Here is a 15,111-nt window from a genome sequence, read left to right on the forward strand (position 1 = left end):
CTGACATCATGGGTATTCGCACTCTCTCCGGCACCAGCACCGTCGATGACTTCGAAGTGGAAGACGATCAGGATGGCAGCCCGGATCTGCCGGCGCCCTCGGGCCATGAGAGTCTCCTGGCTCAGGCAAGATCCCGCCAGCGGCTCTCCCTGCGGGAGCTGCTGGCCAAGCCGCTGCTGAAGCAGGCGCTCGGGCCCGATCTCCTGCGCCGGCTCAAGCGGGGTGACAGCACCCTCGCGCTGGTCGTCGCGGCGCCCTCGCCTGCTTGGGTGGCCCCGCTGTCCGAGGCGCTCAGGGACTTGGCTTTTGCGGGGCTTCAGATCATCAGCCCGTCGGAGCGGCTCAACCGTCCTCAGGAGCAGCTCTACCGCGCCGAAGAGGCTGGCAAGGCACTGGCCAAAGGTGTGACTGTCGCTGGGATCGCTCCCGACCCTGAGCGTGAGTTGTCAAATGTCTTGCTGGCTGCGGCGGACGCGACCGTCATCGTGCCTGTGCCCGGTGCAGCTCTCGTCGAGCAGGCGATCCGCGCCTTCAGCTGCAAGGGCAAGGCTGTGACGCTGTCGGCGCGCGATCTCGCCGGCCTCGACTGGATGGACTACTGCGCCGCTTTCCGGCCGGGCTCAACCCGCCAGGCCATCGCCGCGCGGCTGGCGCGGGCGGCTGGCGCGCGCACCAGCGTGACGTTCGCCGAGGATGCCCCTCCTCTGGAGACGCTCACCGGGTATGGTGAGGCACGCACCTGGGCCGAGCAGATCGTCCGCGAGGTCGAAGACAGACGTGCAGGTCACGCCTCGGGGGCGGCACTGGAGAGTGCGATCCTCGCTGGCCCACCCGGGACTGGTAAAACAACCCTTGCACAAGTGCTGTCCAAGGCTGCCGGGTTGCAGTTGGTGATGACAAGCGTCGCCGAGTGGTTCAGCGCCTCGGATGGTCATCTCGGAGCCGTGGTCAAGGAACAGAAAAAGTTCTTTGCCACTCTGCGTGCAAGCCGGCCTTGTGTGGCGTTCATCGACGAGCTCGATGCGCTGCCGAGCCGCGGGTCCCTGAGCGGGTCGCACAACGGCGACTTCTGGGCACCGGTGATCACCGGCATGCTCCTCGGTATCGATACTCTGCGTCAGACCTGCCCGGATGTGGTGCTGATCGCTGCGACCAACCATCTCGACCGGGTTGATCCTGCCCTGCGCCGCCCGGGCCGGTTCGACCGGCTGATCGAGATCGCTCCGCCGGATGTTGAGGGCCTGACCAACATCCTGCGAGCGCACCTCAAGGATGAGCTCGCTGATGCCGATCTTGCTCATGTGGCGCAGCTGTTGCTGGGGCGCGTCGGCGCCGATGCGGTGCAGGTGGTGAACAGCGCCCGCCGACGTGCTCGGCTCGCCGGTCGCACCCTCGCGCTCGAGGATCTCCTCACCGAGGCCAGCCCGCCGGATCCACGCAGCCGTGCCGAGCTGAAGGCTTGTGCCATTCACGAGGCTGGCCATGCCGTCGTGGCAGTAGCCCTCGGCCGCACGCTCCAGGGTGTGTCACTGCAGCTGTCAGGCGCCAGCGGCGGGATGACCCGCATGGTGCATCCGGGCTTCATCCCGACCCGCGCCGTGATCGAGGACACCGTCGTGATCGGATTGGCTGGCCGTGCCGCTGATCTTGTACTGGGACCCGGGGCAAGCGCCGGAGCGATGAGCGATCTCGCAGTCGCCACACGCGAGCTCTCCGCCCTGCATGCCAGCTACGGCCTCGGCCGCACGCTGCTGCACCGGACTGGTGCAGAAGATGCCAGTGCTTTGGTGCGAGTCGATGGCCGTTTCTCTCAAAGCATCGAGGCTGATCTGCAGCGGCTGATGGACCGCGCAGTTACGATCGTGACAGCGCACCGGGTGGCGGTGCTGGCCGTGGCCGAGGCACTCCTCGCCCGCCGAGTACTATCGGGTACCCAAGTGCAAGTTCTGATGGAGGCATACCCGCCTTCCGCTGCCGGGATCGATGACAGTCCAGCCGGTACGACTGAGGCGGGCTGCGCTGATCCGCTCGATGGCAGCCTCGGGGAGATCACCCTGCCCGGGTGAGGCCCACTCTCGCTGCCGCATCCCCTTCCAATCTCAACCTTGTCAAGGAACTCCCTATGGCTACTCTCCTCCCCTTCCCTGCCCGTCGCGAACACCTCTGGCCCAGTCTTCGTCTGTATCTGCGCACCACCACGGCGATCTGGCGTGACGAGCTGGCTGAGCTCTCGCCGTTCGGTGCTCCGGAGATCGGCTGGCGCCGCTCGCCTGCCGGAATGGAACTCGTCTGGCTGGGTGTGTCGGAAGACAGCGACCGGATCCTGGTGACGGTCTCCGGCCACTGGCAGCCCCTGCGCGACCCGCAGCGCGCGATCACCACCATCCTGGAGGAAGCGGAGTTCGAGTACGAAATGCTCCGCCCGATCGAGCCCTGGACTCTTGTGGTCCAGCTGCAGGATGCGGCTCTCGGCCTGCCGCCGGGGGGAGAAAGATGGGCCGGGGCGCCGTCGCCATTACAGTGCCGCCGAAATCGACTGGCTCCGAAGGGCGCTGCGCCGTGCCAGCCAGCCTGCTCTCCCTGGCGCGGTAGCACTCGGCCAACCCCTTGTTCCCGCTGCACTGGCTCGGGCACGCGCCATCGTTAGGGCGTGGGACGCCTATCAGGCTGCCGATGTCCTGGCTCTGACCAGGAGCGGCTATGCGCTCTGGCGCCGGATTGCTGTTGTGATGGGCTGTGGTCCCATGGAGGTCGAGATCACAGTGGCCTTACCGACTTGCCTGAAGGGCTGCTCCGGATCGATCCAGAACCTATCTCTTTGATACGGGTTGAAAGCTCCACGAAATAAACGGCCGCAGATCTCCAGCTGATCTGACAGCAATGGATTTTACACCTGTACGACGATCTCAGACAGTTTGAGACAGAGAAGCCTCATGCGTCCGACCTATTCGTCAAGCTCATGGGCGACGTGGTGGAGCCCCGCCGCGAGTTCATCCGGGAGAACGCGCTTTTGATAACTGGACAGGAAAGCCATTAGGTGTCTAGGGAAAAGCGATTAACCCGTGTTTAAAAGCGAATAAGCGCACATTAAAAGCGAATAGCACGGGATTTGAATAACAACGGCGCACCATTCAGGGGTGCTGTGGCTGAAACCACAAAGACGCGCTGACTGTGTCTTTACGTCCTAATCCTTCGAGGCCCGCACCTTTCCGGTGCGGGCCTTTTCTTTTGCGTTCCAGTGCCCTTCCAAGGGAGTTCGCGCAACCAGCGGACTGGTCCTCCTGACGGGATCGCGGCGGGGGGCTTAGCGCCCATGCCTGCGCGAAGGCGTCACCGAGGGAGCAGCGGACTTGGCGCGAGCGCCGGCACCAGGATCTCCACACTTGCCCTCGCGCGGCTCAGCGCCACGTAAGCAAGGCGACGTCCACGTTCGTCAGCAAAGTGTCCCGCGCTGAAATTCCCTACCAACACGTGGTCGTACTCCAAGCCCTTGGCCTTGTGGATGGTGCTAATGCTTCGAGCAGGCTGTGGGGGCGACAGCTTCCGGGCGCCGATGGCAGCATCAAGGGCCTCCAAAGCATCGTCCGGCCCTGAAGGACGGATGCGTCCAAGGATGCGCAGGCACTCAGGCTGGCGAAGGCGCAGCCAGACTGGCGGGCAACGCGCGATGCCTTCGATGACGGCGCAGAAACTCGCAAGATCCGGGCGGGAGTAAACTGGTGAGAAGGTTGCCAGAAATGGTGCGAGGACACGGTTACGCCCAGCTTGGATGCCTTGGACAGTCAGTGCCCGACCAAGCGTCTCCCGATAAGCCGCTGTTAGCCCAGTGGCGACCTCACCGAGCAGATCAAGAATGATCAAGCATAGATCCCGTGGGTGGCCGACTGCTGCGATGGCGCGCTCTAGCGTAGAATAAGCGCCCTCGAAATCCGCGCCCTCATTGAACGCAAGGCGGCCGCGTCCGCACCCATAAAGTCCAACGGACAGGAGCCTGCTGGCGGCGAGTACCGAAACCGTGCCCTGTCGATGACGGTTGAGAAACGCCTGCAGCGGCTGTGCCAGGAAACGAGGATTTCCCCTCCCGAAGCCCGCATCGGGCATTCCGGGCACATAGGTGACGCGCACGGCTGCGGGCCGCCCGGACATGGGCAGGGCCGTGCCGGCCTTGAGCGCGTCACGAGCCCTGAGGATCCACTCGCCCAGTTCAGGCGCCTGGGACCAGCGCTGCGGAGTATCAAGAGCGATGCAGACGTCAGCTTCGCACTCCAACTGACGCCACGAAATTGCATCTCCGTCGTCATAGATCGCCTGGAGGGGATCCCCGAAAATCCGCAGCCGCGCTGGGCCAGCTTCCGCAAGAATGCGTGCCACCCGATGTTGGTCGCGCCGGGCGTCCTGATGCTCGTCAGCGATGATGACCGGGTGGCGGGCTGCCACCATGCGCGCGAGCGAAGGGCTGCGCGACAGGAGTTCCACCGCCTTACCGGCCAGAGTGTCAAAGGGCACCCGGTCGCGGCCTGGTCCGACCTGACGACGCAGGTCGGACGGCAACCCAAGCACACTCGCGTAGGGACTTAGGAGGTCAAGGCAAAACGCGTCGATGGTGGTGACCCGCACGGACCCGCGCACACCTCGCGTCCTTGCCCAGAATGCCTGCACCGCAGCGTTTGTATGGGCCAGGACCAAAACCTCTCGCCCCGGATCCAGCGTCGGTGCGAGGTCCGCAGCGAGGGCGGCGGCCTCATGCGTCTTGCCGCAGCCGGCAGGTGCCTCTGTGAGCACCACCGGAGCCGATGAGCGCAAGATTTCCCGGCAACGGGCGAGGGTCACGACGCGCCCCGAAGCGCAGCCGCGAAAGGCTCAACCTGCCTCCCGATGGCCGCTGGCAATCCCCCGTCGAGAAGTCGCTGCCCGAGAAGGCGGCCGGCATCGACGGTCTTGAACCACGTGTTATCGGTCATGCACGCTGCCAAAGCCTGCCGCACGGCTCGGGCACCGAACTCGTCGATCAACTCGCCAATGGTTCTGCCTGCCGGTTGGGAAAACCGCCCCCGGACCTGGTCCACATATGAACGTTCACGGCCATCCCTTGCCTCGGCCGCCCAGGCTGGGACATCAACGAGCCGCTCCTCGGGCAACCACTGGGCGACGGCCTCCTCGATGTTGCAGGCGTCTTCCCAGACGAAAAGGTGACAGCCGGCGCCGAGGCGTGCGCGCCGTTCCGGAAACGTCACCTCGTTATCGAGGAAAGCGGCGCATCGAAGGCCGGCCGCGGCGAACGCCTCCACCCTCCCAAATACCTGCGGCTGTCCCCGCCCGTCGATGAGATGAATGCCAAGACGATCAAGGGAGCCGCCCAGCAGAGGAGGCAGTAGGACTGACAACAGTCCAATCTCTGTCGGCCCTTCGCAGAACACGGGCAGTGGGCAAAGAAGCGCCTCAGGATCAGTTGCGAGGACCTTGTGCAGGTCAGGGCTGTCCAGGGCCACGATCTCCGTGCTTGGACCCATGCGCCAGACGGATCCTGCCGGCATCCGCGACAGGACAGCCGGCGCATGCGTGGTGAGAAAGGCGTGGCCGCGTTCACCTGACAGCTCAACGACGCGTTCAGCGGCAAGACGCTGCCGGTACGGTTCAAGCCCGCGTTCAGGCTCGTCGACGACGATCACTGGCTGGTCGAGTGCGAGTGCGGAAGACAGCTCCAGCAAGGCGAGGTGGCGGGTGCCGGTTCCCGACAATGCAATTGGAACGGCCTCGGCGGGATCAGCTCCATGCAGGAGAGTTACCATTCCGGGCAGCGTCGTGCCGCCCGCCGGCGGCACGATGCCAAGGTGCAGATCTGTCGGAAGGTTGGCCCGCTCGAAGAGCGCGGCCATGCTCGCCACGCCCTCCTGTACGCTTGTGGGCAGTTCGAGGCTGCGGGACGCGACAGCCACCGCCTGGTGCAGCGCTGGACGGAAATCAGTCCGTCCGAGATATCTATCGAGGAGGCTGCCAGGCCCGACCCGCAGATCACGTGGAGCTCGGTCCTCTCCCGAAAGGCGTGCCAACGCGAACCGTCGGCGCAGGGCGACCGAGAAAGGTGGGCACTCCACCGTCTCCGTGGGCGGAACGATCTCGTGAAGGGCCTCCATGTCGGGTGTGCCACGCACCCGCACCACGATCACCGGTTCAGCGCCGTCCTCATCCGGGAGCGGGGTCACTTCCCCATTTCGCCAACCCTGAAGCAGCGGAGGGAAGCGGTCCGTCGCGAGAAGCCTCGGGTCCGGCACATTGATGACCGCTTTGATCTCAAACCCGTCGCCGACCCGACGTCCGTGGTAATCGAATTCGCTGCACGGACCTGCCGGGTACGGTGCCAAGAGAAGCGAGATAGCGGCAAGTACCGTGCTCTTCCCGCTGTCGCCAGGTCCGATCAGACAGTTGACCCCGGGTTTCGGGTCCCATGTGAAATCGCTTAGACCGCGGTAATTCCTGATGGTGAGTCGTCGAATGTGCATGAGCCGCACTATGCAGGTGGCACTCACAAGCGACGATGGGTGACCCCGCTGTATCCACACCATCCACAGGTGGTGCGCTCAAGATTAGCTCAACACGGCAGGCGTGCCGCCGTGAAAGAAGATGCGGCTGCTCACTCAGCCTCCATAATCCCGATGATCCAACCGTTCGGCGAATCGTCGTTCTATCATGCCTTCCCCATCGCAGGCGCGACAATCTCCGCCGTCAGAACGCCCGCTGCCGCTGCAAATCGGGCATTCGACTGGCTGATAGTCTCTCACGTCAATTCGGTCCAAATACCGTCGTTCGATCTGTCCTTCCCCTCCGCAGGCGGGGCAGTCCAAACCGTCGTGACGGCCTGAGCCTTCACAGACTGGGCAATCCGCTTGCTGGTAATCAGCAAGGTCGATTTTCGCCAAGTCGACCCGTTCGATGGTTCCCTCCCCGCCGCAGACACTGCAGTCGATCCCGCTATGTCGGCCGCTTCCCTCACAAACGGGGCACTCGACGTCCTGATAATCACGAACGTCAATCTTGCCTGCGTCGCGGCGGTCCATCCGCCCTTCACCGCCGCAGGCCCGGCAATCCATTCCTCCTCGACGACCCGATCCTTCGCAGACCGGGCAGTCAACCGTCTCGAAGTCCCTCATATCGAGCTCATTCGCCGTCCGCTGCTCGATTTGTTTTTCTCCCCCGCACACTAAACAGTCCATGCCGTTGCGGCTCCCTGAACCATGGCAGAGAGGACACTGGACCTTTTCGAAATCCCGCAGGTCAACGCGAGCCGCGGTGTGCTCGTCGATTTCGCGGTCGCCATGACAGACCGGGCAGTCGAAACCGTCATGTCGTCCCGTGGCGTCGCAGAGGGGACAGGCGACGAACCCAAAGGATGCGACGAACTCCGAGCGGACCGCCTTCGCGCGAAGCAACCGAACCTCAACGGATCCCTGGGTTTCGTCGGCGATGAATGCCATGCCGGGCTTGATCCGCTTATAAGCCTCGTATCTCGGATCCATCTTCGAGACCGGAGCAAGATCTGGGATTTTCGCCAAGGTATCCCGGGCAACGGCTTCGACGGCCTCGACTTGGACAGGCGTTGTCGCTCCCTCAAGCGCCAGACTTAGCCTGTCGCACAAATCGAGGACGTTGAAGAGCTTGCGGCTGAGGTCAGCCTGCATCTCCCAGGTCATGCGCTTGTAGCGGTGCAGCGTTTGCTTGAAATCCCTTACAAAGCTTGCGTTCTCTGGGTCAGGCCCGAACAGACCTTTGTCATAAGCTGTATGATGATTGCTGCAGAGCCAGAGCAAGTTCTCCGGATGGTTGTTCTTACTCGTCGCGACAGGGTCGAGATGGGCAGCCTCACACGTATCCCGATTGCTACGGCAGATCGCGCACTCTCCGTTTGCCTCCCGTTTGATCTCCGCCATGATCCCTGCTGGGATCGGAGGCCTCTGACCGGACTTGTGGGGCCATGGGGCCTTGAGCCAGTCATTGAAGCCCTCGACCTCGGCACGCTCGAACAGGTAGGCTCCATTCTCTTTGCGAGCGACCTTGAGCTTGCGATCAACGCCCTGCTTCGGCGCGTAGCTCACCAGCCATCGCAGGAGGTCAGGTGACAGTCCTGTGAGAACGGCAGCCTGATACTCGTTCAGGATTTCAGTCTTATTTGCGCTCATGCCCAGCCCTGTCGCTCTCGCGGCGCTTTTTGGGATTGTTCCCCTTGCACGTGATGCATGCAGCGGTCCCTTGTCAACCGGCAGGCTCGGGCGTCCGGGGCTCAGGACCCGACCAGTCAACTGATCAACGTTTGCATTGGCGCACTGAAAAAACAGCGGTGCGATACAGGCTCCTGGAGCGTCCCGTACCCCCTTGCGCCCCTCAAATTATGTCTATAAGTCTCGACATATGGAATCAGAGAATGTCATTCTAGCGCTCGCCGCCCTAGCCCAGTCGACGCGCCTCGATGTGTTCCGGCTGCTGGTGAAGCACGAGCCGGACGGACTGCCCGCGGGCGACATCGCCCGCCATCTCGCCGTGCCCCACAACACGATGTCCTCGCATCTCGGCATCCTCGCCCGTGCGGGATTGGTCCGCTCGGAGCGCCGGAGCCGTTCGATCATCTACCGCGCCGACCTCGCATGCTTCCGCGAGGTTGCGACCTTCCTGCTTCAGGATTGCTGCGGCGGCCATCCCGAGGTCTGCACCCCGCTGGTCGACGTTCTGACGCCGTGCTGTCCTCCCAAGGAGACCACCAATGGCTGACCGTCCCTACAACGTGCTGTTCCTGTGCACGGGCAACTCCGCCCGCTCGATCATGGCCGAGGGCATCCTGCGCAAGGACGGCGCCGGACGCTTCAACGCCTTCTCGGCGGGAAGCCAGCCAAAGGGCAGGGTCAACCCGTTCGCGCTCAAGGTGCTCGACAGCTTCGACTATCCCTCCGTCGGCTACCGCTCGAAGAGCTGGGACGAGTTCGCGAAGCCGGACGCGCCCGCCATGGATTTCGTCTTCACCGTCTGCGACAACGCCGCGGGCGAGGCCTGTCCGGTTTGGCCGGGCCAGCCGACGACGGCCCACTGGGGCATCGAGGATCCCGCCGCCGTCGAGGGGCCGGATATCGAGAAGGAAAAGGCCTTCGTCCAGGCCTTCAAGTTCCTGAAGAACCGGATCTCCGTCTTCATGGCCCTGCCGATGGCGAGCCTCGACCAGGTCGCCCTCACCCATCACCTGCGGGAGATCGGAAAGCTGGAGGGCGCAACGCCTCCGGCCGTCCTCCCCTTCGACCGCCGCCAAGCCTGAGGTTTCCCATGGACGTCATCATCTACCACAACCCGGATTGCGGCACGTCACGCAACACGCTGGCCCTCATCCGCAATGCCGGCATCGAGCCGCACATCATCGAGTACCTGAAGACGCCGCCGACCCGGCTCCTGCTGCGCCAGCTTGTCGACCGCATGGGCGTTCCGGTCCGCGACGTCATCCGCGAGAAGGGCACGCCCTACAAGGAACTCGGTCTCGACGATCCGGCCCTGACCGACGACCAGCTTCTTGACGCCATGATGGCGCACCCGGTCCTGATCAACCGCCCCATCGTCGTGACGCCCAAGGGCGTGCGCCTGTGCCGCCCATCCGAGGAGGTGCTCGATCTCCTGCCGCCTCAGCAAGGGGAATTCGTCAAGGAAGATGGCGAGCGCGTGGTGGACGAGCACGGCCGCCGCGTGGCGACCGTCTGAAGGATCCAGCATGTCCGTCTTTGAACGCTACCTGACCCTTTGGGTCGCGCTTTGCATTGTCGCCGGCATCGCCCTCGGGCACGTCTTCCCCGGCTTCTTCCAAGCCGTCGGCGCCCTTGAGGTGGCCAAGGTCAACTTGCCCGTGGCGGCCCTGATCTGGCTGATGGTCATCCCGATGCTGATCAAGATCGACTTCGCCTCGCTCGGGCGGGTGCGCGAGCACTGGCGTGGCATCGGCGTGACCCTGTTCATCAACTGGGCGGTGAAGCCATTCTCGATGGCAGCCCTGGGCTGGCTTTTCATCGGCTACGTGTTCAAGCCCTACCTGCCCGCCGACCAGATCAACTCGTACATCGCTGGCTTGATCATCCTCGCGGCCGCGCCCTGCACGGCGATGGTGTTCGTGTGGAGCCATCTGACCAAGGGCGAGCCGCACTTCACTCTGAGCCAAGTGGCGCTCAACGACGTGATCATGGTGGTGGCCTTCGCGCCCATCGTCGGCCTGCTGCTCGGTCTGTCGGCGATCACGGTGCCGTGGGACACGCTGCTGCTCTCGGTCGTGCTCTACATCGTCATCCCGGTGATCCTGGCCCAGTTTCTGCGTTCGCACCTGATTGCCCAGGGCGGTGAAGCGGCCCTTGCCGGCCTGCTGCGGATCCTGCAGCCGCTGTCGCTGGTTTCGCTGCTTGCCACCCTGGTGCTGCTATTCGGTTTCCAGGGCGAGCAGATCCTGGCGCAGCCCCTCATCATCGCCATGCTGGCGGTGCCGATCCTGATCCAGGTCTACTTCAACTCCGGGCTGGCCTACCTGCTCAACCGGATCGCGGGCGAGCAGCACTGCGTCGCCGGCCCCTCCGCCCTGATCGGCGCCTCGAACTTCTTCGAGCTTGCGGTGGCTGCCGCCATCAGCCTGTTCGGGTTCAACTCGGGAGCCGCCTTGGCAACGGTGGTCGGCGTACTGATCGAGGTGCCCGTGATGCTCTCTGTCGTCTGGATCGTGAACCGCAGCCAGGGATGGTACGAGCGCGGCGCCCGGCAGACAGCTCCTTCTACACGGAGGATGCCCGCCGGTGAGTGACCTTCCCAACATCGATTTCTCCGTCCTCGACGTGCCGGACCTCGGTAAGCTGGAGCCACGGCGGGTGTCCACGCACCCTCCCCGCATCCTTCTGCTCTACGGCTCGCTGCGGGAGCGCTCCTACAGCCGCTTCCTCACCTTGGAGGCGGAGCGCCTGCTCCGCCACTTCGGCGCCGAGACCCGGGTATTTGACCCGCATGGCCTGCCGCTGCCGGATGCCACCGCCAGCGACCATCCCAAGGTGCAGGAACTCCGCGACCTGTCGCTTTGGTCCGAGGGGCAGGTCTGGTGCAGTCCGGAACGGCATGGTGCCATGAGCGCCGTGATGAAGGCGCAGATCGACTGGATCCCGCTCGCGACCGGAGCGGTGCGGCCGACGCAAGGGCGCACGCTCGCCGTCATGCAGGTATCGGGTGGCTCGCAATCCTTCAACGCCGTCAACCAGCTGCGGGTGCTCGGGCGCTGGATGCGGATGGTGACGATCCCGAACCAATCCTCGGTCGCCAAGGCGTTCCAGGAGTTCGACGAGGCGGGGCGGATGAAGCCTTCGTCCTACTACGACCGCGTGGTCGACGTGATGGAGGAGTTGGTGAAGTTCACGCTCCTGACCCGCGACCGTTCCGACTACCTCACCGACCGCTACAGCGCGCGCAAAGAGGCGGCGGAGAAGGAAGCTAGGCGTCTCGCCGCGGAAGCCATGAAGCACGAGGTCAAGGCGGCCGAGTAGAACGGCCCGGCACACCAACTGGGCAACCTTGGCTTCCTCGCGGAGTTTTCCCGACAGACGTTTTCAGGAGCCAAGGCCATGTCTGATCCGAAATCAGGAGACGATCACGCCCACAAGCCGAAGCTCAACCCCGGGGACGAAGCCGATTTGGATACCCCCGGGGCGGGTGAAAACATCTGCCGGGAATGCCAGGGCACTGGCAAGATCGGCGAGAAGGAATGCCCGATCTGCGGCGGGACAGGCATCGTCATCGAGGAGATCGGCGGCGCCTAGGATAACCGCTGACCCCGTCCTCACCTTTCCGCCATATGCACCAGCTCGTGGATCTGCGTGACGATGGTCGCCGCACGGTAGGGCTTCGGCACGAAGCGGCCAGCATCCGGGATCTCATCCGGCTGGGGCCGGGCGTATCCCGAGGAGATCAGGAGCCGGACATGCGGCCAGCGGGCATGGACCTGCTCGGCGAGCTCCAGGCCGTCCATGGTCCCCGGCATGTGCACATCCGTGAACAGCACCTGGACCTCCTCGGAGCGTGCCTCCAGTACCGCCATGGCGACGTCGGCGTTGGCCGCCTCCAGGACATGGAAGCCCGCCTCCTCCAGCTCGTCAGCGGCGGTCATGCGCACCAGCAACTCGTCCTCGACGAGCAGGACGACAGGCGGCTCGTTGCTTGCATCCTGTCCCATGTCACGTCACCGGCGGCTGCGGGTCATGGATGGCCTTCTCGGCCTGGACCAGCACATCGAGGCCGCGCCACGGCTTCGGCATGAAGGTTACGCACTCCGGCAACTCCTCGGACACTGCGCCGGGATCGCCAGAAGTGAGCACGACCCTGACCGTCGGCCAGAGCTTGCACGCGGCCTTGGCGAGCTGGACCCCGTCCATCTCGCCGGGCAGGCGGACGTCGGCAAACATCATCGCCACCTCGCCCCCACGGTCCTGGAGGCAGTCCAGGGCGGCTTCCGCGCTCTCGACCTCCACCACGTCGAGAGGAGTTTCCTCCAGCAGGACGGCCGCGAGCGCCCGAACGTCGGGATCATCCTCGACGATCAGCGCCAGGTGCGGTTCAGGATGCAGGGCGGTCATGGTCGGCTCTCCCGATTTCCATCTGCCGCAGGATGGCAACGAGTGGGTCCGGGATGGGAGCATCGAGCACGTCCCGGTAAGTCTCGGCGAAGGCGCGGGCGATCATGAAGGTGGCGACATCCGGATGGAGGTCGTTGACATGGGGCAGGCGCACGTCGCCTGAGGCGTCGTGGGACATCGGCACTCTCCTTGGGTACTGGTCTGGCGGGCCCGTCGCGGCGACTCAGGCCGCCTGCGGGTTATCACAGGTTAGTGAGGGGAACCGCGGACCCGGGGATGGGTTTCAGCGTGGCGGCAAAATGTCCATGTGCCGCAAGGTATTTCGGTAATTTTGGAAATACCACTTGACGGCTGACGCGAGCAAGTTCATCGTTATTTCCATGAACGTCGAACAAGCAGCCAAGCAGCTCGAAGCGCTCGGGAACTCCACCCGCCTCCAGGTCTACCGCACGCTGGTGCGCGCCGGCGAGGCGGGCCTGCCCGTCGGGCAGATCCAGGAGCGCCTCGGTATCCCGGCTTCGACGCTCTCGCATCACCTTCAGCGGCTCCTGCTGACAGGACTGGTGACGCAGGAGCGGCAGGCCACGACCCTGATCTGCCGGGCCAGCTACCCGGCGATGAATGGCCTGATTGGCTTCCTCGCCGACGAATGTTGCGCCGACGCCGGATGCGGAGCCCAGGCGGAGAACGCCGCCTGACCATTTTTTTGCCTGGTATTTCGATACTACCGGAAATACCAAAAGGAGAGACAGATGCCCGGTTTCCTTCCCTTCGTCCTCCATCTCGCCCGCGCGGCGCGGAACCGTCACCATGTCTCCGCTCTCAGCGAGCTGGACGATCATCTCCTCCGCGACATCGGCCTTGAGCGGGCGGACATCCTTGCCGTCCTGGCCCAGCCCCGCCACCGCGATCCCTCGCGGATGCTCAAGATCCTGTGCTGCCACGGCCGTGTCTTCGTCGAGCGCGTGCGCGACGGCTTCGCTCCCCGCCCTGCCTCCTGTTGCTGACCAAGGAGTCCTCCCATGACCTCGTCTGATGCCCTTCCCGTTGCCGTCATCGGCGCAGGCCCCGTGGGTCTTGCGGCGGCCGCCCACTTGATCCAGCGCGGCCTGCCCGTGAAGGTCTATGAGGCGGGAGCCTCCGTCGCCGCCAACGTCCGCGACTGGGGCCACGTCCGCCTGTTCTCCCCGTGGGAGTACAATACCGACACGGCGGCGCGCGCCCTGCTCCAGAACCATGGCTGGCAGGAGCCGCCCGGCCAGGCGATGCCGACGGGATCGGACCTGTACGAGGCCTACCTCAAGCCGCTCGCCGAGACGCCCGAGATGGCGGCGGTGATCGAGACCGGCGCCACGGTGAAGGCCATCACACGCCACGGCGCCGACAAGGTGCTCAGCCGGAACCGTGAGACCAAGCCTTTCGTGCTCGCCGTCTCGAACGGAAACGGCGCGATCCGGCGCGACCTGGCGCGGGCGGTGATCGACGCCTCCGGCACGTGGACGGCCCCGAACCCGCTCGGCGCGGGCGGCATCCTCGCCGAGGGTGAAACGGAACACGCCAACCACGTCGCCTACGGGATCCCGGACGTGCTCGGGCGCGACCGCGCCATCTACGAGGGAAAGACGACCCTGGTGGTCGGCGCCGGGCACTCGGCGGCCAACGTGCTGCTCGACTTGGCCCGACTGGCGGAACGGAACCCGGAGACCTCCATCGTGTGGGCGACGCGCGGCGAGAACCTGATGCGGGTCTATGGCGGCGGCAGCGCCGACCAGCTTCCGGCCCGCGGTGAGCTCGGCTCGGCCCTCAAGGCGCTCGTCGACAGCGGCCGGGTCACCTTGGTGGCCGGCTTCTCCGCCACCCGCGTGAAGGCCGCCGGCGATCAGGTGATGGTCGAAGGCGAGACCGCGGGCGGCGCCCGCGAGCTCGGCCCCGTTGATCGGATTGTCGTCTCGACTGGGCAGCGCCCGGACCTGAACCTCACCCGCGAGCTCCGGCTCGACCTCGACCCATGGCTGGAGAGCTCGAAGGCACTTGGCCCGATGATCGACCCGAACCTGCACTCGTGCGGATCGGTGCCGCCCCACGGCCACCGGGAACTCGCCCATCCGGAGCCGGGCTTCTATACCGTCGGCATAAAGAGCTACGGCCGCGCCCCGACCTTCCTGATGCTGACCGGCTACGAACAGGTGCGCTCTGTGGTGGCGGCCATCGCCGGCGACCTCGCGGCGGCGGACGACATCCACCTCGTCCTGCCGGAGACGGGCGTGTGCTCGACCAACCTGCCGTCTGATGGGACGCCCGCCTCGTTGGGCTGCTGCGGCGGCCCCGCTCCGGCGCAGGTCGACGCCTGCTGCGTAGCCGATGTCGACGCCAAGGCCGAGGGCAAGTCCGGTTGCGGCTGCGGTCCCGCGACGGCGCCGGAGAAGGTTGCGGAACCAGTTGGCTGCTGCTGAGATCGGTTGTGTCGAACGCTGCAACCGAGGCCGTGGTG

Annotated in this window: 17 protein-coding genes; 11 read left to right on the top strand and 6 right to left on the bottom strand. The window is 64.9% G+C overall.

Translation table 11 applies throughout. The features are described 5' to 3' along the window. Positions 1-8 precede the first annotated feature (8 nt). Positions 9-2,066 carry an AAA family ATPase gene (locus tag DDF70_RS12790; RefSeq protein ID WP_114945258.1) on the top strand — a complete coding sequence of 686 codons (2,058 nt, stop codon included), beginning with the start codon at positions 9-11 and terminating at the stop codon, positions 2,064-2,066. Positions 2,067-2,122: 56 nt separating this feature from the next. After that, complete coding sequence (locus DDF70_RS12795) at positions 2,123-2,647, top strand: hypothetical protein (RefSeq protein ID WP_114945259.1); 525 nt, start codon at positions 2,123-2,125, stop codon at positions 2,645-2,647. A gap of 683 nt (positions 2,648-3,330) precedes the next feature. On the opposite strand, the gene DDF70_RS12800 is transcribed toward DDF70_RS12795, so the two are convergent. The 3 genes from DDF70_RS12800 to DDF70_RS12810 all read right to left on the bottom strand — a co-directional run bounded on the left by DDF70_RS12800 (position 3,331) and on the right by DDF70_RS12810 (position 8,174). Continuing rightward, positions 3,331-4,830 (bottom strand): UvrD-helicase domain-containing protein, encoded by a 1,500-nt coding sequence (locus DDF70_RS12800; RefSeq protein ID WP_114945260.1) that lies wholly within the window; start codon positions 4,828-4,830, stop codon positions 3,331-3,333. Further along, the gene (locus tag DDF70_RS12805; protein ID WP_162820374.1) at positions 4,827-6,500 is read right to left on the bottom strand and encodes an ATP-dependent nuclease; all 1,674 of its coding nucleotides are present in this window, start codon (positions 6,498-6,500) and stop codon (positions 4,827-4,829) included. Before DDF70_RS12805 ends, DDF70_RS12800 begins: the two co-directional genes overlap by 4 nt. 135 nt (positions 6,501-6,635) lie before the next feature. Next, positions 6,636-8,174, bottom strand: a complete 1,539-nt coding sequence (locus DDF70_RS12810; protein ID WP_114945262.1) for an HNH endonuclease — start codon at positions 8,172-8,174, stop codon at positions 6,636-6,638. A gap of 229 nt (positions 8,175-8,403) precedes the next feature. On the opposite strand from DDF70_RS12810, the gene DDF70_RS12815 reads away from it, so the two are divergent. The 6 genes from DDF70_RS12815 to DDF70_RS12840 all read left to right on the top strand — a co-directional run bounded on the left by DDF70_RS12815 (position 8,404) and on the right by DDF70_RS12840 (position 11,807). Then, complete coding sequence (locus tag DDF70_RS12815; RefSeq protein ID WP_114945263.1) at positions 8,404-8,760, top strand: ArsR/SmtB family transcription factor; 357 nt, start codon at positions 8,404-8,406, stop codon at positions 8,758-8,760. Beyond that, a complete protein-coding gene (locus tag DDF70_RS12820) occupies positions 8,753-9,295 on the top strand; it encodes an arsenate reductase ArsC (RefSeq protein ID WP_114945264.1) in 543 nt (180 codons plus the stop codon). The genes DDF70_RS12815 and DDF70_RS12820 overlap by 8 nt, the downstream gene beginning before the upstream one ends. Positions 9,296-9,303: 8 nt before the next feature. Beyond that, a complete protein-coding gene (arsC, locus tag DDF70_RS12825) occupies positions 9,304-9,729 on the top strand; it encodes an arsenate reductase (glutaredoxin) (protein ID WP_114945265.1) in 426 nt (141 codons plus the stop codon). 10 nt (positions 9,730-9,739) lie between these two features. Further along, positions 9,740-10,807, top strand: a complete 1,068-nt coding sequence (gene arsB, locus DDF70_RS12830) for an ACR3 family arsenite efflux transporter (RefSeq protein ID WP_114945266.1) — start codon at positions 9,740-9,742, stop codon at positions 10,805-10,807. Next, complete coding sequence (gene arsH / locus DDF70_RS12835; RefSeq protein WP_114945267.1) at positions 10,800-11,534, top strand: arsenical resistance protein ArsH; 735 nt, start codon at positions 10,800-10,802, stop codon at positions 11,532-11,534. The genes arsB and arsH overlap by 8 nt, the downstream gene beginning before the upstream one ends. Positions 11,535-11,612: 78 nt before the next feature. Next, positions 11,613-11,807, top strand: coding sequence for a hypothetical protein (locus DDF70_RS12840; RefSeq protein WP_114945268.1), 195 nt, complete (start codon positions 11,613-11,615; stop codon positions 11,805-11,807). A 20-nt stretch (positions 11,808-11,827) separates the two neighbouring features. Here the strand turns inward: DDF70_RS12840 and DDF70_RS12845 are convergent, their stop codons facing one another. The 3 genes from DDF70_RS12845 to DDF70_RS38005 are packed head-to-tail and all read right to left on the bottom strand — an operon-like array spanning position 11,828 to position 12,798. Further along, the gene (locus tag DDF70_RS12845) at positions 11,828-12,220 is read right to left on the bottom strand and encodes a response regulator (RefSeq protein WP_114945269.1); all 393 of its coding nucleotides are present in this window, start codon (positions 12,218-12,220) and stop codon (positions 11,828-11,830) included. Position 12,221: 1 nt separating this feature from the next. Continuing rightward, positions 12,222-12,620, bottom strand: coding sequence for a response regulator (locus DDF70_RS12850; RefSeq protein WP_245435469.1), 399 nt, complete (start codon positions 12,618-12,620; stop codon positions 12,222-12,224). Next, positions 12,601-12,798, bottom strand: a complete 198-nt coding sequence (locus DDF70_RS38005) for a hypothetical protein (protein WP_245435470.1) — start codon at positions 12,796-12,798, stop codon at positions 12,601-12,603. Before DDF70_RS38005 ends, DDF70_RS12850 begins: the two co-directional genes overlap by 20 nt. Before the next feature lie 202 nt (positions 12,799-13,000). On the opposite strand from DDF70_RS38005, the gene DDF70_RS12855 reads away from it, so the two are divergent. The 3 genes from DDF70_RS12855 to DDF70_RS12865 are packed head-to-tail and all read left to right on the top strand — an operon-like array spanning position 13,001 to position 15,073. Then, positions 13,001-13,318 carry an ArsR/SmtB family transcription factor gene (locus DDF70_RS12855; RefSeq protein WP_114945334.1) on the top strand — a complete coding sequence of 106 codons (318 nt, stop codon included), beginning with the start codon at positions 13,001-13,003 and terminating at the stop codon, positions 13,316-13,318. A gap of 54 nt (positions 13,319-13,372) precedes the next feature. Then, a complete protein-coding gene (locus DDF70_RS12860) occupies positions 13,373-13,627 on the top strand; it encodes a DUF1127 domain-containing protein (protein ID WP_114945270.1) in 255 nt (84 codons plus the stop codon). A gap of 15 nt (positions 13,628-13,642) precedes the next feature. Then, a complete protein-coding gene (locus DDF70_RS12865) occupies positions 13,643-15,073 on the top strand; it encodes an NAD(P)-binding domain-containing protein (RefSeq protein WP_114945271.1) in 1,431 nt (476 codons plus the stop codon). The last annotated feature ends 38 nt before the right edge of the window (positions 15,074-15,111 follow it).

It is taken from the genome of Microvirga calopogonii (genome assembly GCF_003347665.1).
GTDB classification, from domain to species: Bacteria; Pseudomonadota; Alphaproteobacteria; order Rhizobiales; family Beijerinckiaceae; genus Microvirga; species Microvirga calopogonii.